The sequence below is a fragment of the Prevotella jejuni genome (genome assembly GCF_900187995.1).
Taxonomy (GTDB): domain Bacteria; phylum Bacteroidota; class Bacteroidia; order Bacteroidales; family Bacteroidaceae; genus Prevotella; species Prevotella jejuni.
In genome coordinates this window covers 19225-40620 of record NZ_FZNZ01000031.1, presented here as the reverse complement: position 1 = coordinate 40620, position 21396 = coordinate 19225, and the positions used below count along the sequence as shown (strand labels likewise).

The 21396-nt window shown below is 38.6% G+C and carries 19 protein-coding genes and 3 pseudogenes; 13 read left to right on the top strand and 9 right to left on the bottom strand.

Annotation, left to right across the window (positions count from 1 at the left end):
• A pseudogene (locus CHB62_RS14690) lies at window positions 1–207 on the top strand (hypothetical protein); the annotation flags it as partial.
• 40 nt (window positions 208–247) lie between these two features.
• Here the strand turns inward: CHB62_RS14690 and CHB62_RS11225 are convergent.
• The 3 genes from CHB62_RS11225 to CHB62_RS11215 form a co-directional block, all read right to left on the bottom strand.
• Entirely contained in the window at window positions 248–700 is a 453-nt protein-coding gene (locus CHB62_RS11225; RefSeq protein WP_089366928.1) for a hypothetical protein, read from the bottom strand.
• 159 nt (window positions 701–859) lie between these two features.
• Complete coding sequence (locus tag CHB62_RS11220) at window positions 860–1426, bottom strand: hypothetical protein (RefSeq protein WP_089366927.1); 567 nt, start codon at window positions 1424–1426, stop codon at window positions 860–862.
• Between the two features lie 795 nt (window positions 1427–2221).
• A complete protein-coding gene (locus CHB62_RS11215) occupies window positions 2222–2695 on the bottom strand; it encodes a hypothetical protein (protein WP_089366926.1) in 474 nt (157 codons plus the stop codon).
• Between the two features lie 417 nt (window positions 2696–3112).
• On the opposite strand from CHB62_RS11215, the gene CHB62_RS11210 reads away from it, so the two are divergent.
• Window positions 3113–3763 (top strand): hypothetical protein, encoded by a 651-nt coding sequence (locus tag CHB62_RS11210; RefSeq protein ID WP_089366925.1) that lies wholly within the window; start codon window positions 3113–3115, stop codon window positions 3761–3763.
• A 291-nt stretch (window positions 3764–4054) separates the two neighbouring features.
• Here the strand turns inward: CHB62_RS11210 and CHB62_RS14920 are convergent, their stop codons facing one another.
• Window positions 4055–4192, bottom strand: a complete 138-nt coding sequence (locus tag CHB62_RS14920) for a hypothetical protein (protein ID WP_158296860.1) — start codon at window positions 4190–4192, stop codon at window positions 4055–4057.
• 765 nt (window positions 4193–4957) lie between these two features.
• Between CHB62_RS14920 and CHB62_RS11205 the strand changes: the two genes are divergently transcribed.
• Together CHB62_RS11205 and CHB62_RS11200 are read left to right on the top strand one after the other, a co-directional pair.
• Window positions 4958–5428: a Panacea domain-containing protein gene (locus CHB62_RS11205; RefSeq protein WP_089366924.1), complete on the top strand. Its 471-nt coding sequence runs from the start codon at window positions 4958–4960 to the stop codon at window positions 5426–5428.
• Window positions 5429–5452: 24 nt separating this feature from the next.
• Window positions 5453–6295: a hypothetical protein gene (locus CHB62_RS11200; RefSeq protein WP_089366923.1), complete on the top strand. Its 843-nt coding sequence runs from the start codon at window positions 5453–5455 to the stop codon at window positions 6293–6295.
• A gap of 199 nt (window positions 6296–6494) precedes the next feature.
• On the opposite strand, the pseudogene CHB62_RS11195 reads toward CHB62_RS11200, so the two are convergent.
• The 5 genes and pseudogenes from CHB62_RS11195 to CHB62_RS11175 all read right to left on the bottom strand — a co-directional run.
• Window positions 6495–7914 (bottom strand): annotated as a pseudogene (locus tag CHB62_RS11195) (PepSY-associated TM helix domain-containing protein).
• A gap of 783 nt (window positions 7915–8697) precedes the next feature.
• The gene (locus CHB62_RS11190; RefSeq protein WP_089366922.1) at window positions 8698–9765 is read right to left on the bottom strand and encodes a relaxase/mobilization nuclease domain-containing protein; all 1068 of its coding nucleotides are present in this window, start codon (window positions 9763–9765) and stop codon (window positions 8698–8700) included.
• Complete coding sequence (locus CHB62_RS11185) at window positions 9749–10180, bottom strand: plasmid mobilization protein (RefSeq protein WP_089366921.1); 432 nt, start codon at window positions 10178–10180, stop codon at window positions 9749–9751. Before CHB62_RS11185 ends, CHB62_RS11190 begins: the two co-directional genes overlap by 17 nt.
• 327 nt (window positions 10181–10507) lie before the next feature.
• Window positions 10508–10987 (bottom strand): DUF3408 domain-containing protein, encoded by a 480-nt coding sequence (locus CHB62_RS11180; RefSeq protein ID WP_089366920.1) that lies wholly within the window; start codon window positions 10985–10987, stop codon window positions 10508–10510.
• Between the two features lie 4 nt (window positions 10988–10991).
• A pseudogene (locus tag CHB62_RS11175) lies at window positions 10992–11552 on the bottom strand (DUF8464 domain-containing protein); the annotation flags it as partial.
• Between the two features lie 27 nt (window positions 11553–11579).
• Between CHB62_RS11175 and CHB62_RS14915 the strand changes: the two are divergent.
• From CHB62_RS14915 to CHB62_RS11135, 9 genes are all read left to right on the top strand, one after another.
• On the top strand, window positions 11580–11750 hold the full coding sequence (locus CHB62_RS14915; RefSeq protein WP_158296861.1) for a hypothetical protein: 171 nt from the start codon (window positions 11580–11582) through the stop codon (window positions 11748–11750).
• Window positions 11751–12350, top strand: coding sequence for a hypothetical protein (locus tag CHB62_RS11170; protein ID WP_089366919.1), 600 nt, complete (start codon window positions 11751–11753; stop codon window positions 12348–12350).
• A gap of 267 nt (window positions 12351–12617) precedes the next feature.
• Entirely contained in the window at window positions 12618–13436 is an 819-nt protein-coding gene (locus tag CHB62_RS11165; protein ID WP_089366918.1) for a hypothetical protein, read from the top strand.
• Between the two features lie 14 nt (window positions 13437–13450).
• Window positions 13451–14563 carry a 3'-5' exonuclease gene (locus tag CHB62_RS11160; protein ID WP_089366917.1) on the top strand — a complete coding sequence of 371 codons (1113 nt, stop codon included), beginning with the start codon at window positions 13451–13453 and terminating at the stop codon, window positions 14561–14563.
• Window positions 14564–14565: 2 nt separating this feature from the next.
• Window positions 14566–16806: a hypothetical protein gene (locus tag CHB62_RS11155; RefSeq protein ID WP_089366916.1), complete on the top strand. Its 2241-nt coding sequence runs from the start codon at window positions 14566–14568 to the stop codon at window positions 16804–16806.
• Window positions 16793–17845, top strand: a complete 1053-nt coding sequence (locus CHB62_RS11150) for a DUF1848 domain-containing protein (RefSeq protein WP_089366915.1) — start codon at window positions 16793–16795, stop codon at window positions 17843–17845. Before CHB62_RS11155 ends, CHB62_RS11150 begins: the two co-directional genes overlap by 14 nt.
• A gap of 78 nt (window positions 17846–17923) precedes the next feature.
• A complete protein-coding gene (gene kwaA / locus CHB62_RS11145; protein ID WP_089366914.1) occupies window positions 17924–18508 on the top strand; it encodes an anti-phage protein KwaA in 585 nt (194 codons plus the stop codon).
• Window positions 18505–19482 (top strand): anti-phage protein KwaB, encoded by a 978-nt coding sequence (gene kwaB, locus CHB62_RS11140; protein WP_089366913.1) that lies wholly within the window; start codon window positions 18505–18507, stop codon window positions 19480–19482. The genes kwaA and kwaB overlap by 4 nt, the downstream gene beginning before the upstream one ends.
• Window positions 19483–19566: 84 nt before the next feature.
• The gene (locus tag CHB62_RS11135; RefSeq protein WP_089366912.1) at window positions 19567–21252 is read left to right on the top strand and encodes an RNA/DNA-binding domain-containing protein; all 1686 of its coding nucleotides are present in this window, start codon (window positions 19567–19569) and stop codon (window positions 21250–21252) included.
• The last annotated feature ends 144 nt before the right edge of the window (window positions 21253–21396 follow it).

The following is a 21396-nucleotide window of genomic DNA, read 5'->3' as shown; positions in this document are numbered from 1 at the left end:
ATACACACCAAGAACCCGAGGTCAAAAGATGGAAGAAATCCTTTCAAAGAGGACAGCCTACCATGGGCAGCATGGATAATTGCCCGTCTACAAGGTTGGTGTGATATGGGTAAGGACACCAGGCCAGGCTACATCACCATTAAGGAAGGTTTACGAGTATTTGAATACCAAGTAGCCTTCTATACAAGTCTTAAAAAAGATGTGTAGAAAGAGTAGCTCCCCTCGGAGAGGGGATGGGGGTGGGGCTTTAAAACCTAATAACGCCCTTTCTAAGTGCAGCAGCGTAGCTACGCTGTAGGTTGTCACCCAACCAGCCACTCTTCCACGCTGCTCTTTTGAGGTTGTGAGCGGCTTTGGCTGTTTTTACGTTGCGAGGGATAGGATTCTTAAAGAGGTCTTTGTGCGCCACGTTGATAGTGAAGAAGATACTATCCTTTGTTACTCGGAGATTCTCCATTGGTGCTACAAAATGACCGGGGAGATAACCTTCGCGGGCATCCACGAAGTCGTCTGTGGTACCATAAAATCTACCAGAGATTTTACCGTTTGCACCCTTCTCAAGTACGATGTTGTGGTCTTTGAGAACATTCTTACTTTCCTTAGTGTTAATGAGTTGATAAACTCCACACTTTGTTGTCTGAGCTTGGGAAATTGCGTTTGCTCCAAAGAGTACGCAAAAGAATAAAATTAGCTTTTTCATATTGTTATGATTTGTTTAATTTGATATTTGACCTTTGACCTTTGATGTTTGACCTTTGAATTTTGATATTTAAGATTTGATGTTTGATTTTTACTTTTTCACGATTCCCACAGCGGTAATCATAATTATGCCGTACTGATGAGAACTCCGTTCGAACTATTATTTTATACTATGGATAGGTGCCCCTGTAATATAGTATTCTTTCTCTTTAAACGCTCCTACTACAGGGTGTATTGGCAACTCACACTTACTGTATAAACGGAGAATCTCATAAATCTGCTCTTGGGTTAAGTGTTTTGCGGTACTATTCATCATGGTTATCTTTACAAACCTCTTCTTGCTATTTATAAAGACATAGAACTTAGACCACATAATATTACTTTTCTTTCCAATGAGGTTTAAGAGTTTCTTTTGTTCTTCTGTAAGAACCGCACTTATGGACTTAGCAAAGCATTCTCTGATTAAAGGTAGTGATACATTATTGTAAGGTGTATATCGTTTCTCATAAGCGGGCTTCCAGTTTCCTTCTTTGATAAAGCGTTCCGTACTATCTGCATCAGCAGCGATGTAATATGTCATAAAGGTGTCACGGCTCCAAGTTGAAGGGAGGGACTCCTGAATGAGTTTACCCACCTTTGTAATCTTCACATCATTCTGTGCACATGTAGGATTGCAGAATAGGAATGCTAAAAAGATAGCATAGAAAATGTTCTTAATTCTCTTCATATTCAAATTTAGATTAGAAATTAATAATTTAAAACCCAATTTGTTCCAATATTATGCCATCTTCTAACAATAACTGCAATAATTGCAATAACTGCAATAATTGCAATAACTGCAATAACTGCAACAACTGGCCCCTCCCCCTTCCCCTCCCCCGTAGGGAGGGGCGTGAAATGCGAGATACCCCTTTTTGTTAGTTTACGAGTTCACAAGCTTACGAGTTGACATGTTCGCCTGTGCGTTCAGGTAAATCATAGCCAACACCGGTTTATAATCAGTTTACGAGTTGACGAGTTCACAAGTTTACGAGTTGACATGTTCGCCTGTGCGTTCAGGTAAATCATAGCCAACACTGGTTTATAATCAGTTTACGAGTTTACGAGTTTACAAGTAGACATGTTCGCCTGTGCGTTCAGGTAAATCATAGCCAACACCGGTTTATAATCAGTTTACGAGTTGACGAGTTCACATGTTTACGAGTTGACATGTTCGCCTGTGCGTTCAGGTAAATCATAGCCAACACTGGTTTATAATCAGTTTACGAGTTTACGAGTTTACAAGTAGACATGTTCGCCTGTGCGTTCAGGTAAATCATAGCCAACATCGGTTTATAATCAGTTTACAAGTTTACGAGTTTACAAGTTTACGAGTTCATAAGTTTACAAGTTGACATGTTCGCCTGTGCGTTCAGGTAAATCATAGCCAACACTGGTAATCATAATTATGACGTACTGATGAGAACCTCGTTCGAATAATTCTGAATTGTGAATTGTGAATTAACAGAGGATTGTGAATCAACTATTTCGTTAGTTTTGGCATTTCCGTAGTAGCATCCTCGATGATAAACGACTTGCCCTGCTCCTTTATCTTGATATAAATGATGTGGTCTTTTATAACTTCGTATTTTTCTGTTGGCCATGAGAAGGAAACACGGAACCAGTCATTATTCAATGCTTTAATCTTCAGTGTTTGAAGATTCTCCTTCACACAATCCTGTGCATTGAGAAGTACGTCAGCACCAGTGTCGGCAGTCTTCTTCAAAACCTTTGGACTAACAAACTTCTTCGCAATCACCATGTAAAGGTCTGAGAGCTGATAGATAAGGCTGTTCATATAGGTCTTGTAAAAACCATAAGCGAACTGTTGCTTTTCCTTCTGTGTTTCGTTCATCGTAACAGCAGCACTTTTAGCCTTTTTAGCTTGTGCATAGGTTGTAAGTGGTGCAGAAGCCAAGCATATAGCTAAGCTTATTGCAAGATAAAACTTTTTCATTGTTATTGTTGTTTATAGAATTAATATCAGTAAAAATAGTTGGTCGCTTTTCAAGTTGTATCGTGTCAAGTTCCTCAGCGCATAACTGTTTAGGTGTTATAGTATTTGCCTCTCTGTAGCTGACAAACGTTGAAATCTTATCAGTACTTTTCTTTATAATTGTTTGTTTCGTGTGCAAAGATAGGAAATAAAGCCATTCAAACAAATTATTCTGCAATTATTTTCAAAGAGAATGCAATTAAGTGGACGAGTTGGCAAGTTATTTGCAGCAATAGACCACAGTTTACATTAGTTTTCATAATGATGGCATACTGATGAGAACTTCGTTCGAAAAATTATATGTATTATGAATTATGAATTAACAAAGGATTATGAATTGTTTTTTAATAGCCCTCATCGGATAAAAAAATATACAGCATGAAGTCATTGATTGTAAGTACTGTTTTTCTCTTAGGACTTTTAGGATTGATCTATACGGTTAATTATCTTTACTATCGTTTCTCCCCAGTTCGTTCATTCCCGAGTGTTACCACTCTTTCTGCAAGAGCTCTCTTGGGGATGTTCATAAGTGGAGTAGGTTACTTCGGTACGCTCTTTTGCTTGGTGTCCTTTGATAGCGAATTAGGATTAAACCATTCTGTCTCTCTGCAGATATATCTATGTATTGGAGTGTTTCTGCTGTTGATAGCAGCGATAGTAGGTATTTTTCGATACGACAAAGGTGTTTGGCTTCGTCGTAATCCTAATCATAGCAGACTTTTCCTTCCCTCGTGGAATGAAGGATCTAAGAATATGGGTGTTTCAATAAGCAGGGTTGATGATATCAATTATGGTCGCGGCGTAAGCTTCTCATGGTTTGATGGACGTTTTATTACTGCAGGAAGACACAGCGTAGCGTTTGAATACTATGAATATAAATTTATGGCTCACCGCTCTATACGTAAGATTATTTACAAAAAAGAGATGAGTTTTAATTTCAAAGCAGGTGCGGTATATGTGATAAAGATAATTCCAGAGAGGCAAACCTTCCAAATCACACAAGATACGACAGTTAACTTTGGCCTTTGAGACTTGAACTACGAATTCCTCGAATGGCACGAATTATTTTAACCTTTGAGCATAGAGTTTTGCACATTGAACTTTATGCTCTGTACGATTAGCGACTACGAATTCCTCGAATGGCACGAATTATTTAGCAAAAAGGGTTCGCGCAATTAGAGAAATTCGTAGTGCTTTGTTGGCAGTTTACGAATAGACAGGTTGACGAGAGACGAGTTACTTGTAGCGATAAACCATAGTTAACATCGATAATTATAAGTGGTAGTTGACGAGTAGGCAAGTTGACGAGTAGACAAGTTATTAGCATCGATAAGCCACAGCTAACTTCGGTGATAAAGCCACAGCTAACTTCGGTAATAAAGCCACAGCTAACATCGGTAATAAAGCTACAGCTAACTTCGGTAACAAATAAACAGCTAACCATTCTTCCTCTATCATCTTGTTTTGTAAAGATAATTCATTGCTTGAAAATAAAAGAGCGTTAATACCATTCAAGTTAACGCCCTTTTAGCTTGCAAAAGACGCCCTTTAAGCCCCTTGCCAACGCCCTTTTGAACCCTTCGTAAGCACCTTCTAAACCACGCATCTTCAACTGTCTGATAGAAAAAGACTTACGATGGTTCTGAGACCATGAATTCTGAACCCTGTTTCCACGTTCTATAAAACCAAAAAGTAAAATAAATTCAAATAACGACTACGATTTTTTATCCTTTGAACTACGAATTTCTCGAATAGCACTAACCCTTGCAAACCTTGACCTTTGAACTACAAATTTCTCGAATGGCACGAATCCTTACAATCTCTGAGCATTGAGTTTTGCACATTGAACTTTATACTCTGTACGATTAACGACTACGAATTTCCCTAATTACGCTAATGTTTATTGTAATGTAATTCGTGTCATTCGCGTAATTCGTAGTGCTATATTGGTAGTTGACGAGTTGACAAGTTAACAAGTTGCCTTGTAAGGAAGACATAGTATAAGAACGAGTAGACCAGTAGATAAGTTAATTGTGGCGATAAATCACAGTTAGCAGTGGGGATTAGTCTTTAGGAATGTGTACTGGTCCCAATTAACTCGTCAACTCGTAAACTTGTCAACTCGTCAACTACAAATTATGATTACTACTGTTAAGAAACCCACTCATTTATTTGTTTCATTAGGGAAATAATCATAAATTTGCAGCAAAGAAAGGCAGAAGAATGGAAGATGTACAGCAGATAGCATCCTATATCAGTCAGCGATATGAGAAAGAATATGGCAGACAGATTGATGAGATGAAGTTGCATAAGCTACTTTATCTCACCCAACGTGAGGCTATCATTGAGACAGGAGAGCCTCTATTTGAGGATCAATTCGAGGCTTGGAAATATGGACCGGTGCTCTATTCTGTTCATAAAGCATTCCAAACTGATAAACTTCATGGTGAAATGCTCAGCGATGAGACTATCGGAAAGTACAAAAAGGTATTTGATAAGGTCTTCTCTTCCTATGCATCAAAAGACTCATGGAGCTTAAGTACGCTTTCACATGGCGAATATTCCTGGCGAAAAGCACGTGAGGGATATGATCCCGACAGTGCTTGTAGGACAAAAATAAGGGTTGAAGACATCCGCGTTGATGCCCAACGCATAAAGCAAAGACGAATTATGCTTAACATCTTAGGCGCATAATACGAAAGAAAACACCTTTATATCATGAAAATTACAGAAGAACAAAGGAAGGTATTGGACAGCTTTTCCTGTGAACGTCTTGCAGAAAAGCTGGAGAATATGTGGATAGTTGAAGACTTCTACAATAGCAGAAATCCTCAACTTGAGCAGAATCTCAAGGATAAAGCATATGAGGAAGACGAGAATAACACAACTGCTTATTATGTAATAAAGGATGAGGAAGGAAGCGTTGTCTTCTATTTCTCATTAAAATGTGGTATGCTTTATGATAAAATAGTTGAAGCTGACCAATACCAACAGTTACAGAAGATATGCAATCTCCTTATAAAAAAGATAATGGACAAGAGCATATCCGAAGATAAAAAAGAAGGATTTAAAGAGTTATTAGAATCCTTTCGCTCAAAAAAAGGACTTACAAGAGAATCACTTGAAAGTGTTTTTAGCGCAGATGAGGTTACCATTGATGAGATATTCAAGGGCAATCAACGTCACGTAGGTAAGACTTATTCAGGTGTAGAGATTGTTCATTTCTGTATCAATGATGGTTATCGCGAGAAATGGGAAGCACTAAATATGCCTCAAAGGTTAGGTAGTATTATCTTTTGGAAGTTCATAATACCCCAAGTTAAGTATCTTTTAGAAATTGTTGGATGCGAATATATCTTCCTTTTTGCTGCAGACTTATCGGAAGATGAGAGCCTTGTGAACTATTATAGAGAGCTTGGCTTCACCGACTCTTTGGTCCATCATGTCGCAATTCCTCTCTATGACCTCGCCTGTAAGTTCATGTACCAAGAGACAAACCAGCTTATTGAGAAGCAGAAAAAGTTCTTTGAGGACTTTAATCCAGACTTTAGTGAGAAATAATAGGAACGAAGTCTCTGCTTTAAACATTGCACTTTACACTTTAAACCTTAATATTCATTACGCCATTACTTCCTTTTCCAACCTTAAGCCATAGGCTTAAGCTTTTTTATTCCTCGGACTTTTTTACTCGTATTTTATATCTTCTTTATCCCTGTTATACCTCTTTCTCACATCTATTATATATAAGGTAAGAAGCTTTTTAGCTCTTCTTACCCGACCACAGTGCGATGATTACGAACAATCCGGCAACAATGATAAAGAGGAAAGAGTCTATAGCACCAGCATAAATACGACCCGTATGCACCTCTAAGGCAAGACTCCACAGTGACATTGGCATGGTTCTCAACTCTTCAGGTTGGGCAGAGAAGAACGTACCATCGTAATAATCAGCCACACATTCCTCACCTGTGAAGTCGGAACTATAAGCCTACTACCATCTGACCGGCGGCAGCTGTCCCCGGAATAGTAGCCCTTGCAACCATCATATTATTGTAAGGCTCAATCTGTCCAGCCTGTCTATTCCACCGAAAGAGTCCATCGAAAGAGCCAACAAGCCACATTCTACTCTCGTCACGTTGCCATACCGTCTGCCCCATCACACTCACTGGCGGTGCAATGTTGATGGGTTGTGGTTTTGAGGTTAGCGAAGATAAGGAGCAAAAGCCCTTTGATGTCGATAGTAACCAGTCGTGATTCTGCTCGTCATAACGTATCATCCGCAGACAATCGTACCATGCGTTATCGCTTGCCAAGACTGCTCCAGGCAGCGGATCGGTGTTATTCATGGTCAGTGGGATCATCACTGGAGGACGCAAAGCCCACGCTGTTATCGCCGTGAAGAGCGTCAATACGATGGTAAACACACCAATCTTATTATGCCAATTCAATACTTTTGTATGCGTCGGACGCACCCAGAACCACACACCCGTCACACAAAGAGCAATGAGAATGAGTGCTATGAGGTCGACAATCAGCTTCCCCACGGTCCCGAAAAGCCCACCACTATGCAGCAACCACACCTGTCGGAAGAGCGAAACCTTACCATCGTCGCCCGCAGCAGGCTGTATCTCCACCTTATGGAACTGTCGGTAAGGGGCTGTAGCATAGTAAAGATAGGAACGCGAGAGCACCACCAGCGTGTCACCCCGTGTGGTAATGTCGCTCAACAGATTAGCTGAATCCATCTCAGGAAGTGCCACCGACTGCCAGCCCTGGTGGGTTTTGAGTTGGTAAAGACCCATGACACTTGCAGCAAAGACCTATCCGTTTTTCGTCTGTACCACTCCTCTCATCTGCCGATAATCAGCACCTGAAGGCAATCCCTGGTTATAATCAATGAAGATTGACGCTGCCGTATCTGTCCGAATAACGCCTGCAGCACCATAGATGAGCACCATGTCGTGCCCCTTATCATCCTTACAACGCAGCGTTCCACGCAACAATCCGTTGTTCCAATGCTTGAAATCATACCGACCAGGTAGCACTGCTCTGCTCACATTGATGTCAGCAAAGCACCGACGATGGTTCAAGACGATTCCCGAAAGACAAAACATTACCAAGAAGAAACTGATGATTAGTCCCGTCCATTTATGATATTTGCGCCACGTTCTGCGTTTCACATAAAGTTATATTCTACCTTATAAGTGTTATTTTCACCTACAAACTTACAAATAAAAATTCACATTCCGTACATCGTCTGTTTATTTAGACGGTGGGAACAGGCGCATTCTTACGAAGACATCATAGCTGCTGAAGGAGTTAAAGAGGGGTAAACCAACTGTTTAAGACTAAAAAAATGACGGAATAAAAGTATAAAAACTTAGCCTCAAAACGCAATTTTCAACGCCCGAAGCCAATACCTTTAGTACCCAGTCCGTACACTTCCCTACCCATGAGACCGTATCTATAGCAGCCCATCCATACACCTGTCAACCCATGAAACCGTATCTATAACACTCTGCCTGTACAGCCATCAACCCATGAGCTCATCTACTTTCCCACGCACAAAGCCATCTAATCGCCTACTTAACAAAATCTTTACACTTTTTATCCACGCCAAATCGAAAAACAACAGATTTTCTCTTATTTTTGTCTTTGTAACTATCAGAAAAACAAAAGGTTACAAACACCCTTGTAAAAGATGCCCTTTTACACCTCAAGATAATTCTTAAAATGTATCTAATTGAAAATAAAGAAGTTACCTTGTTGTGTAAACTAAACAGGTAACGATTTGGAAACGAGCGAAGTACTTTCAATCGCAGGTTTCTGCATTAACAAAGAACGCTTGTTATTCTATTTGCAAAGATAATCATTTGCTTTGAATAACAAGCGTTTTTGATGAAGATTTCTCTCTTTTGCTTTGTCTTAGTTTTGGGATAGAGACTAGGAATTGAGAAAAGTGGTTACAATCCTCTTCCTCTTTTCTTCTTTTTCTTGGCTTGGTTTCTGAGCCTGTGCTGCCATGCTGTTTCGGCATAATCATCACCGTGTGTCTGTGGGTTGATTAACCCGCCTGCTCCGGAAATGATTTCTTCGGCTGCATTTATGGCTGTATTTGCCATATTACCTACTGCTTGTGCAATAGATGAACTTTCATTTGTGTTGGCAGGTGACGTATAGGGACGGCTGGGAGGAACGAGTTGGTAACCTGTATGGGATTGAATTTTGTTCTTTGCCAGCTCATCTGCCATTGTCGTGGCTTTCTTTGGTTCTGTCTTGTTGCTTATCTCGAAGTTCTTCTGCAAGGAATGGTAGCCAAATTCTCTGCCAATTTCCGATGCCTTGAAAGTCTGGCCGTCGTATGCGAACTTCAAGCCATATATCTTTCCCTGTTTATTCTTTAAGCGTTCAATGGTTACGCCACTCTTGCTAAGGTCATAGAGAAACATGGAGTGCCCTGTGATTCCTGTGCCTTTGTACCTATCAAGTAAGGCATAACATATCTTCTGTACCTGCTGTTTGGTTTGTTCTCTCGTTGGGTTGGCTTTTGGCTTCTGATGCAGCCTTTTCGCCTTGACTTCCTTTGCGATGGTCATACCATGCTTGCGGCTGAGTTCCTCTGCAACCCTTGCTGCTCGGTTACTCATAAAGGTGGTATCATACACTTCTCCATATAGACTGATACGATTGGCAATAATATGGATGTGCATATTATCGGTATCCTTGTGCGTTACTGCCACCCATTGATGGTTGGCAAGTCCCATGCGTATTGCAAAGTTTGACGCAAGGTTACGGACGGATACAAGGCTCAATCTTTTCTCGTCCTGTGGTGCAATGCCGATTTCGATACGCAGGAACTTGTTTCTGCAACGTGTATTGTAATCGCTGACCATCTTCATTTCCTCGTAAATCTCCTTTGGCATAGTGCCGCAGAGATTGTGAAAGAGAAGCGTTTTACCGAGTTCCCCCTCTCTGAAAATATACTCCAGTGCATTGCTACCATGCGCAATAGCCTTACATTTCCCTATCATTCTCCATCAGATTTAAGAGTTTAATTGCCCTTTCCTCAATACGGTATTTGGGATTAAAGAAACGCTTAAATGCTTCCCTTGCCAAATAGGAAAGGCTTTGAGTAATCAGTACCCACGCATCATCCTTTACCTTGATAAGGTTGGAAACATGTGTAAAGAAGTAGGCCGTTCGTCTCAACACCTCTATGGCTTCCCTCTCATTGTCTGTCATCTTGGGAACGGCTGTTACTTCTCCGTTAAGGAGTATCTCACGGCAGTAATCTGAGAACTTCCGTCCTGTGCTTTCCGCTTTTGATTTGATACGCTGCTTTTCCTCTAAGGTGCATCTTACCTTGATGAATTCCGTCTTGTTCATCCGTAGTTCTTCCTTCTCCTGTTGCTGCCATCGGGCAGTCTTGCTGTTGTATCTGTTCATATAAAAGTCCTCTTTTCTTTGTTTTCAATCTTGCTTAATTCCTGAACACTGACCGATGAGAACGGAGTGATTACGGTCTAACCTCCCCGACAGTCTCACAAGGGGAGCAAGCGCAGTTTGTGGGTACAAACTGACGTCTTGCAATGCTACCCAATAGGCCGTTTACACATAAAGTATTTTTCTGCTTGAAAACGAATGCACTGCATTCTGTGTTTAACTGCGTTCGTGGTACTCCCACCATTCTGCCTGTTCAGTAAATTGCCGTTATCGTATTCTCTAAAAAAGGTCGTGGATTTTGAGTAAAACCGTCGACCCTTTTCCTGCGCTTTATAGTCTCCTCCATTTTTCTATATCCTCGCCGTATTCCTCCAAATGCGTGCGCACGAGGTTCTCAATGAAGCTTGACACGTTGGCTCCCTTGTCGCCCAACCTACGGACGATGAAGTCCGCACGCTCTTGTGTCGCCCTGCTCAGATAAACCGCCTTTCGGTCGTTCAACTTTGTAGGAACAAGGAAAGTCTGTTTATAGGCTTCGAGCGTTCCCCGTCTCATCTTGGTACTGATACGCCGTTGAACGGTTGCATTCTCTGCGTGCTGTGCAGACTCGGAAGCTATTACTTCTTGGCAATCCGTTTCCTTTGATGGAGCTTTTGCCTGTGGTTGTTCTTCCACCTTGTCTTCTGTATCTCCCAAGTAGTATGTAAGACTTTTCCTGTCTGTTCTTTCATTACTTTCCTGTCTGTTCATGCTGAACGCTTCTTTTATGGATTGGTCTATCTCCTCTCTGCTTGCTTTTATCTTTTTCATTGCTCTATCGTATTTTAAGTTTGACTTGTTTGGGTTTATTGCTTGTTTTTGGAGTTTTCTCCAACTTTTTCTGTTGCTCACGAACACGGCTGACATGATACTCGTTGAGGTCTTTGAAGTTCCCATAATGTACAGACATGTCTTCTACCTTAAAACCTGCCTTTACAAATTCCAGCACTGCTCTCCGCCCCGCGTCGTCGTTATCAAGGAAAGTACGGATAGAAGATACTTGATGGTTGTTCAGGTAGCTGATACTTCTTCCAATGTTGCTCACAGAGTTCATCACAAGGCAGCGGTTATTCACTTCTTCTTTCATTGAAAGGAAAGAGAGAAAGTCCATAAATCCCTCGAACAGGCAGACGGGCTGTGTTTTGTTCTCAAATATCGGAGTGATGTCCTTTGGGGCAATCGTTCCTTTGAACATATTGTCGTCCCGAAGTTCATAGCCGCCAGAGAGGTTGGCAAAACCAATGGCTTCGTATCTTCTTCCTCTTACCTCATAGCTAATAGATTTGAGAAAGGGCAATGCTTTTTCCAAGTTGATGCAGCGTACCTTTGTAAGATATCAGTTAACAAGACTTACACCTACTACATGCAGAACCTCAACCGTCTTATTAAAGAGAACAAGGTTCTTGTTTCTGAGAATAACGCTTTGAAGACAGAGAACGCCAAGGTAAAGGAACGCATCTCCCAACTTGAAGAGAACGCCATAAAGCGTGTTACCATTCAAAAGGATGAAGTGATAGATGGTCTCAGGAAATAGTTGACTACTGCTAATAGCGAACTTGCCAGCATTGGCAATGATTATAATGCCCTCTTGTCAAAGTACAAACTTTTCATCATGCAATGGAACGAGTTGAAACAACAGCCTGAAATAGTTGAAGCCATTGAACGTATTGAAAAGCGGAAAAAGCAGGAAGCGGAAGAGAGAAAACGACAAGAAGCTGAGTGTAAACGTGATGAACAGACCAGACAATCAAGATTTCAAAGCGTACTTATTCGCTTCATAAACGAGGGACATAGTTCACTTGGCAAATTCTCACAGACTGAGCGTATAAATTTCAACGATAAGGAAGCTAATGCTATATATTACGGTCTCATTGCTACCGCTGTAAACGACAGGCTGTCCTTAAACGTATCAAAGAATATAGAGGCTTCTGTCAACAAGTTCCTTGCGGGTATGACATGGAACGGTTGTACTGAATTTCGCAGAGAATGTGTTTCCAACTGGACAAAACTTTTTGCCACAAAGGATGTCACTTATACAAAGGATGCTATCAGCAACTTCCTTTCATTCGTTGATCACATGTCATGCAGTTGCCGACACATACGTCTCGCTTGGAGGCTCAAACGGATGCGCTGACCAACTGACGAATTGGGATGGTACGCTAAAGATTGGATTAGGAACACCGACCAAGAAATGTAGGACAAGATAATCAGTGTTAGAACACATATAGGGCGTTTGGCGTAAAAATATCGCTTCAACTGCCCTTAATTTATTAAATTCGAGGAGAAAAATCAAGATTTCTGCCACTTTCTTCTTTAATCTCGATAGATTTGCGTATTTTTATAGCCAAATTTAGACAATTCTCATAACAAAAAGTCTGCTTACTTGGACGAAATCATTTATATGAACAATTCAGAAGTTAGACACATTACTCTACCTATCTGGTTAGACAATTTACTATTTAATAAATTGTCTGCTATATATAGTAGAAAGAAAAAAGATCTTGTTGTCCTTGACTGGGGACAAGAGGATATCTTGGGTTATCTCGGAACCTATTTCCCAAGAAGCTATTCTGAGTCATACCTAATTTTTAGTAAGTATTTACAAAATAATTACATACAATATCAAGATAAAGAGGAATTGTCAGTCTTTGATTTTGGGGGTGGTACAGGAGGTGAGCTCGTTGGTTTTATAATTGCAGTTTCAGAACAACTTTCTTCTATCAAGAAAATAAGAATTAAAGCATTAGATGGAAACGCTCATGCCCTACGAAATTTGGAGCAAATTCTTGATGTGGTATCAGCACACACGGAAATTAAGTTAGATTGTCAATTAATGCCTGTTGTTATAGATGATTTTTATGATTTGAAAATTGTTACAGATGTCATAACTCAGGCTTATGATTTTATTATATCCTTTAAAGCTATTTGTGAATTTGTAACATGTCAACAATTTGAAGAACGTAATCCATATGAACATATTATAAATGTATTTTCTCCAAAGCTAACAGATTGTGGAGTTATTTGTTTGGCAGATATCACATCTTACAACGAAGTATCTAATGATTGGCTGCCCAAAATGTTAGATAAAGCATCTGCTGCTTGTCAAGTCGAGATTATAAACCGTAATTCGGGGTTTAACGAAGAATTTCATACGACCCATTCTCGTTGTAATAATGATTTAAGCAAAATTGCTTGGAGAATATATAGAATAAAAAACTAAGACATATTGTAATTATGAAAAAAGACTGGATGATAAAAGAATCCGAACTTGATGACGACCAGATTAAGATCCTCATGGAAACGCTTGATAAATCCTGCATAGTCGCAGGTTGTGCAGGAAGCGGTAAGTCCGTGCTGGCTCTAATAAAAGCTCAACGTATACAAAAAGAGTACGGCACCAATTATAAAATTATAGTATATACAAAGGCACTGTGCAAATATATGAATTCTGGCAAGCAAGAATTAGGACTTACTAATGATTTTTATTATCATATGGAATGGAAGTACAAACGTGAAAGGAGAGGCCGTTTTATGGTTTACTCTAAGGACGAAAATGGCAACAAAATTCCATATATGCCATCAGCTGATTATATTATAGTCGATGAAATTCAAGATTTTAGCGATGATGAAATTCGAGAATTCTTAGCTGCGACAAATAAACATTTCTTCTTTTTTGGAGATACTGCGCAGTCTATATATGAAGGACTTAAGAAAACTGTTCCTCTGGATAGAATAAATGCCTTAGTCCCTTTTAATATGAAGGTGAAAAATTGGGAATTATATCGCAACTATCGTCTTCCTTTACCCGTTGCAAAAGTTGTGCAACCAATCGGTGTAGATTTGCCCCCATTTATCGAAAGCACTTACAAAAGCAAGGAAATTGCAGTACCGAGATTCATCAAGTATAATAATGAAGAAAACCAAATAAAGGCTATACATGATATTATCAGCAGAAATAACATGACAGACGTTGCTATTTTGTTGCCAGATAATGATTATGTTAAGACGGTATATAACCAGTTAAAATCATTGGGAGGTAATTACGAACTAAGATATAATGACCGTGAAGACTTTAGAAATAGTCAGGACAGTCTTAATTTTACATCTACAAACCCAAAGGTGATGACCTATCATAGTGCAAAAGGTTTACAATTTGAAACTGTATTCTTACCTTACATAGAAAACTTTTCAGGTCAAGAATCAGATCGCAAAGCATTGTATGTGGCTATGACTCGTACATATCGCAATTTATATGTGATGTACTCATCTATGCTTCCTTCCCCATTATCGAATATTAATTCGCAGCTCTATAAAACAACGGAAATTGATGAAATAGAAGATTATTAATCATGAAATATTATATTCCTACAAGTTCATTGAACTTCAACAATATATTGTCGACAGAATCCATATCGCCAAAAGCTATGTACAAGAAGCGTGGCTATGGATATAGTCGATGGTTCACTGTCGAAGAAAATAATATCGAACATACCACCCTGCTTTTTGACACCTTATGTGTATTCGACCGTCCGATTAGTGATATTGAAGATCATGCAATGCTGATTGAAATAATTTCAGATGATGATTTTCCAAAACTCCCTAACGGCGTCTATTATACAGATAAGACAATTTACCTAAATCCGTGGCAAACCAGATTCATTTTCTTTTCAGATAAAGTGAAAAGGACTGTTATGTCTATGTCTGATAGTAGTTTAGAAACAAAACTTGTTCGATTGTATCAGCGTAAGATGGTTGTGCTTTCCGACATAAAGGATAGAGGTTATAAAATTATCAAAGAAGATAGCATTCCTCTATCAAACAATATGGAATCAAACATAGAAGAAGATTACATCATCAACAAGATGAAGGGATTACTATATGGCTACTATATAGGAGCTAATTTATCTTCTTCAAAGGAGCATATTCTAAAGTTGGATTCACTGCGTGAGATAAATAACATATTTGCATCCATCATATCAGGTTATGATAGGATTCCATCTGTTACTCAAAAGAAGCGATTAGACGAACTCTTCAACTACATAGATAGTCAGCAACCTATCTTCAAGGACTTAGAAAAAGAACTTGGAAGCGTTCAACTTGCAAGCAAAGCATTAAATGTATTTAAACGTTACGGTTATACATTTGAAACAGTTGATAGAATTATGTTATTAGAGGCCCTTAAAAAAGATACAGAAAACAATCAAGCTCTTAATTGGGTTAATCATGAAATAGCAAAAGCTAATGCGTTATTTAACACAAGTAAGAGTTTGCTGAATCCGGACGATGGTGAGCTTATCGTTTCTGGGAAAGAAAAGCTAATCTCACAAAAGTGTATTAGTGAAGATTTGATGGCAAACTTGTTTATACATTGGATAAACATTGTCCTATGTTCTCATTCGTTCAATGGAAAAATAAATTCCATTAAAGAGACTCTTTCTGACGAAATAACAAAAGATGCAAAAAATGTAATTGGAAAAGACTGGGATAATAGTCCTATACGGGCTTATCTCAATCAACTTCGTCGTCATGTACGTGGTGAAGAATTCAACCAACCTTGGGATAATGGAGTTCTTTCTTCTATTGCGGCTGTTCTAATAAAGGGTGATGATTGGGAGCAATTGTTACACTTTATGCAAAGTAAAGGGATGTACGACTACCGTTTAGCATTTGCCTTCTATGGTGTGTTAAATGGATTCGCTAATATGACGAGAGATTTTACCGACAATCTTTTGAATAAAGACTCAGGTTATCTTTCAATGGTTTATCGTGATTTCTATGGGCAGCTTTTTGATAAAAGCATACCTGAATTTGGCTATATATCAACAATGCCAGAGAAAAATGATAATACCGGAATGCTGTCGTCAACTTTTGAATCTTCTGTGAATAAAGGAAATAATCCCATTGTAGATTGGCGTAGAGATATTAAGTTGTACGCAGAGACTGTTATCAAACGTGATAAAATGAAACTATTTAAATCTCTTGACGAAGCTTTGGCACAAAATGGTGATAATCAAGACTATTTCAGATTTATCAAAATGCTTGATAATTTTGATGGTTGGAAGCCTGGAAAGAATAGACCATGTTCTGCATGGAAAAGAATGCAAGAACATTTTGTTCCAGACTATAACGAACGTATTGGAAAATCTGCAAAAACAGAGAACATCGGGAAATTAGCAAAGCAACAAGAGACAAGTTTGTTTGATGGTATTGAGGACGACACTCTACATTACAACAACACAATAAAACAAGAGAAATCTTTTAATCCATCCAATAAAACTTCTAATTTATTTGTCGATGATGAAAACGTGACATACTTTATTGGGAGTCAAACTTACCTTCCTGCTGATGTTCGTGCTACATTATGCAAAAAGGTTCTTTCTTTTCAAAAAGATTATGCACCTAATGGATATTATTTTGGCAAGAAAGATAGCCCAAGAACTAATGACAATACAATTAAACACTTTATAAATAAGTGTACTTATCAAAAAGAACATAGCAGTAGTCCCTCGTGGATTCCTGCAACTTCAGAAAACAAAGTTCTTCTTGATAAATTAAAGAACGCATTATACCAAAGATATGCCAACGGATAAAATTAAGTTAATATTAGAAAATAGCGATATTGTAGAAGCAACGGCTCCATACATCATTTCTGCGAGTCGTTCAACCGATATACCAGCCTTTTATGCCAAGTGGTTTTTCAACCGCTTGGCTAAAGGATATTGCACTTGGTACAATCCGTTCAATCAACAGAAGATGTACATCTCTTTTAAGAATTGTAAGGTTGTTGTATTCTGGACTAAGAATCCGAAGTCAATAATTCCTTATCTTCACATCTTGGATGAGATGGGCATACATTATTACTTTCAAGTAACATTGAATGACTATGTAAAGGAAGGATTTGAGCCTAATGTTCCATTTGTGGAAGAGCGAGTAAAAACTTTCATAGAGCTATCAAAAATGATAGGTAAGGAAAAGGTTATTTGGCGTTTCGACCCACTTATCATTACACCAACTATTGGACCAAGGGACTTGCTGACACGAATATGGAATGTTGGTAACAAACTAAAAGGATATACCGATAAACTCGTATTCAGTTTCGTTGACATTAAAGCGTACCGTAAGGTACAAAATAATCTCGTGAAAGAAACTATTTCTTTTACAAAAGAAGATGTAGAAAATACAGAAGCAAATTATGCCCAACGTATAGAGATAGTTGAAGGATTGGCTAAGATACGTGAAGCATGGCACAAGGATGGATGGAATATACAAATGGCAACTTGTGCCGAGGATATTGATTTGGAAACGTATGGCATAGAACATAACAGATGCATAGATGGGGAGCTGATGAAAAGAATCTTTGCTGGTGACAAGGAATTGGTTTATTACCTCCATACATTGAAATGGCCTGAAAAGGACATGTTTGGAGAGATACCACCAATCCCTGAAAAACTCAAAAAAGTAAAGGATACGGGACAGCGCAAGGTTTGCGGCTGTATGGTAAGTAAAGATATAGGTATGTATAACACTTGTAGGCATTTGTGTGTTTATTGCTATGCAAACACAAGCAAGGAAGTTGTGCTAAAGAATAAGGACAAACATAATGATGAAAGTGAAAGTATAATAGAATAAAAAAGAGAAAGACAAAATCTTTAGTACTTTCGATTCATTGGAATAGTACATGACATTACTAATGTTGAAGAAAAAAATATGTTTAACAAATTTAGATTGTGGCTGATATCCACAAGTGCAATGTGGGCTATCATTTTAATTAAAACATGGGATGTCCCTATATGTTGGACATTCTGGCAGGGATTTGAGTGGGCTCCAATTAAAATTATACTCAGTCCTTCTAATATAGTAGCATATATTAGCATAGTATGTTTATTAATTGGAAGTTACTATTTTTGGATTTATAATAAGAAATTAGAGGGTTCTCCAACTTCTCTCCCAATTATGATAAAGAAAATTACAGATAGAAGTCAAGATTATATCAACTCGTTGGCTACATTAGTAACTTTATTCGCAGTTGTGATTGTAAACTATGAAACTTGGCGAGATTTGCTTATACTAATGATTATGCTTGCTGTAATTTTTATTAGTTATACACGAACAAATTTATATTATGCAAATCCTATTATGGCTTTGCTAGAATACAAAATAGCAGAAGTTGAAACATATACAGATTGCAAGGAATTACCATCAGGATCTGTTGTGTTATATAGAAGAGATTTAAATGTTGGAGATAATGTGTCTCCTTATTATGTAGCAGATAATGTATATATTTTAATATGAATAAAAATGATTTTATAAGTAAACTTCAAGGAGTAATAGAACAAGGTGACGATTTTCAAGTTCTTATCTATTTTGCTTTGAATACAGAAAATGGAGTATGTCTGAAAAAAGCAGATATTAAACGTAATGTATTGTTGGATATAGGTAAAGGATATAAAAATTCTATTCAAGAAGAAATCAATTTGTTCACTCAAGATAATGAGAGAGATTTGCTTGACCTGTCATCGCGTGATGAAAGAATGAATGTGGTTTATAGATATGATTTGCCAGATGAAGAGCCTTCTTTCTTTGCGTTAATGAGAGAAGCATATGAATCGCATGATGCTGATTATTTCACATCGTCAAAAGTCTTTAATTTTGATAATGATAAATTGTCAGATATTAATTATTTTATAATAGAAGTAGGTACTACTAATAACAAAATCGTAATTTATAGAAACAACTATAATATCAATCTAATGCGGCAAAGTAGAGGCAGATTTTATATCAGCAAATCGGAAACACAGTTTGATTTGGTTAAAGAAGATATTTTACGCTTAGATTCACAAATAGACGCACTAATGTTTGATAATGAATTTTTTATCACAAATTTGTCGTACCTTGATAATAATAAAGAATTTGCATCAATCATTATAGGACGTGCGTCAGAGGCATTAACTCATATTGAAGAACTGAATATCGTTGATAGTATAGAAGGTATGCAAGAAAGATTAACAGAAATTTCTTTTGCTCGACGAGTAATGAGGGCATTGGATTCTTCTCCTATTACAGAGATTCCTAAAAAAGATATTTTTGATTTTGTGAGAAATCATGATGTCTTAAAAAATGTATTGAAAATCGAAAATGATAAGATTAAATTACCTTCAAAAAAATCTCAGGATAGTTTCATAAGACTTTTGAATGACGATTTTCTGTACTCCAAACTTTCTAAACGAGATTATGAATCAAAAGCAAAAAATCGCATACGGAGATAATAAAAACTCTCATATTGGCAGAATACCCTATTTTATAACTAAACATCACTGTATAAGCGATTATAAATAAGATTTAATATATATATGACCGAACTCGAACTACAACAATATCTTCTCGGTGAGTATCCACAAGAGAATGCTCGGTGTGAGTGGAAGGAATTTAAGAATCTGAAAAACTCGTTCTGTGGGAACGAGAAGGATGACGTGATTTCCTATGTGTCGGCTATCGCCAACATGGATGGTGGACATCTGGTGATAGGTGTGAAAGACAAGACCCTTGAAATAGTCGGAACTGATATTTCAAGGTTGACATTCAATGGACAACCAGCCAATACCCAATCGGCAACATTCAAGCTCACGGAACAATGTACATATCTTTCATCAGAAGGATTGTCCATTGAGGAGTTTGTAACTGACGATACGCAGAAGAGGGTATGGATAATCCATATTCCTAAGCATCTGCCTCGTCGCCCTGTACTTGCCCACAAGAAAGCATGGCAGCGGATAGAGGATTCATTAGTTGAAATGACAGGCGAAAGACTGGCTGCCATTCTTGAAGAACCTATCTATAACGCAAAGGATTGGTCTGCGGAGATTGTACACGATGCTACGATTGACGACCTTGACGAGGTGGCTATTGCTAAAGCCAGACAGATGTTTAAAAAGGTTCATAGCCGCATACCAGCAGCGGAGGTGAATGATTGGAGTGTGCAGACATTCCTCAGCAAATGTGGACTTTCAAGGAATGGTGGCATTACACGTGCTACAATTATCCTACTTGGCAAATACGAATCTGCCTTCAAGCTGCGTCCTGCCGTTGCACAGGTGACTTGGACACGTCGTGATGCCAATCAAGATGTGGTTGATTATGAACATTTCACAGTACCGTTTATCTTGACGGTGGATGAAATCCTATCAAAGATAGAAAACCTTACTTTACGTGAAATGCCTGGTGATACGCTTTTCCCTGATACGATGAAGCAATATGACGACTATACTATCCGCGAGGCTCTTCATAACTGTATTGCCCATCAAGACTACGAGCTACAACAACGTATCAACTTTGTCGAGAATCCCGGCTACTTGTATTATTCCAATGCCGGTTCTTTCATTCCTGGTACTTTGGAGAATGCTTTAAGAAATGAGGAACCTCAGACTTATTTCCGCAATGAATGCCTGTGTAGGGCTATGGTTGACTTCAATATGATTGATACCGTAAGTCGTGGCATCAAGAAGATGTTCAGTGAGCAATGGCGCAGACACTTCCCGATGCCTGATTATGAGATTGATGCGGTAAAGAAGAAAGTGGTGGTACGCATATATGGCAATGAAATCAACAAACGATACACCGACTTGTTGAAGACAAATGACACCCTTACACTTTGGGATTGCATCTCACTCGATGCCGTGCAGAAAGGCAGAGCCATACATAAAGATGTGGCGAAAGACCTTCTAAATAGAGGACTGATTGAGGGTGAAGCACCAAATTACAGCATCTCATTGGGTGTAGCAAAAGACACACGCCAACTGCCTTCATACACCAAGACAAAAGGATTGGATAAAGGGAAACTTCGTCAAATGATTCTTCAATATCTCGAAAATGCAGGAGATGAGGGTGCGAAACGTGACAGCATCTATGAATATATCAAAGATGTGCTGCCATCCAATAAGACGGAAGAACAAAGGTTACGCAGTCTTGGAGATTTATTAAAGACGATGAAAACAGAATCTCTAATTAAAACAGATGGCCGAAATTGGTTCATCCTATAGAGAATCCGTCGAAATTCGACGAAAATTGCAAATAAACCCGTCGAAATTCGCTTTAACCCGTCGAAATTCGACGAAAGCTAAACGACGTAATAGATGAATTACGACCTTTTACACCTCAATCAAGGGTAAAAAAGGTCATAATTA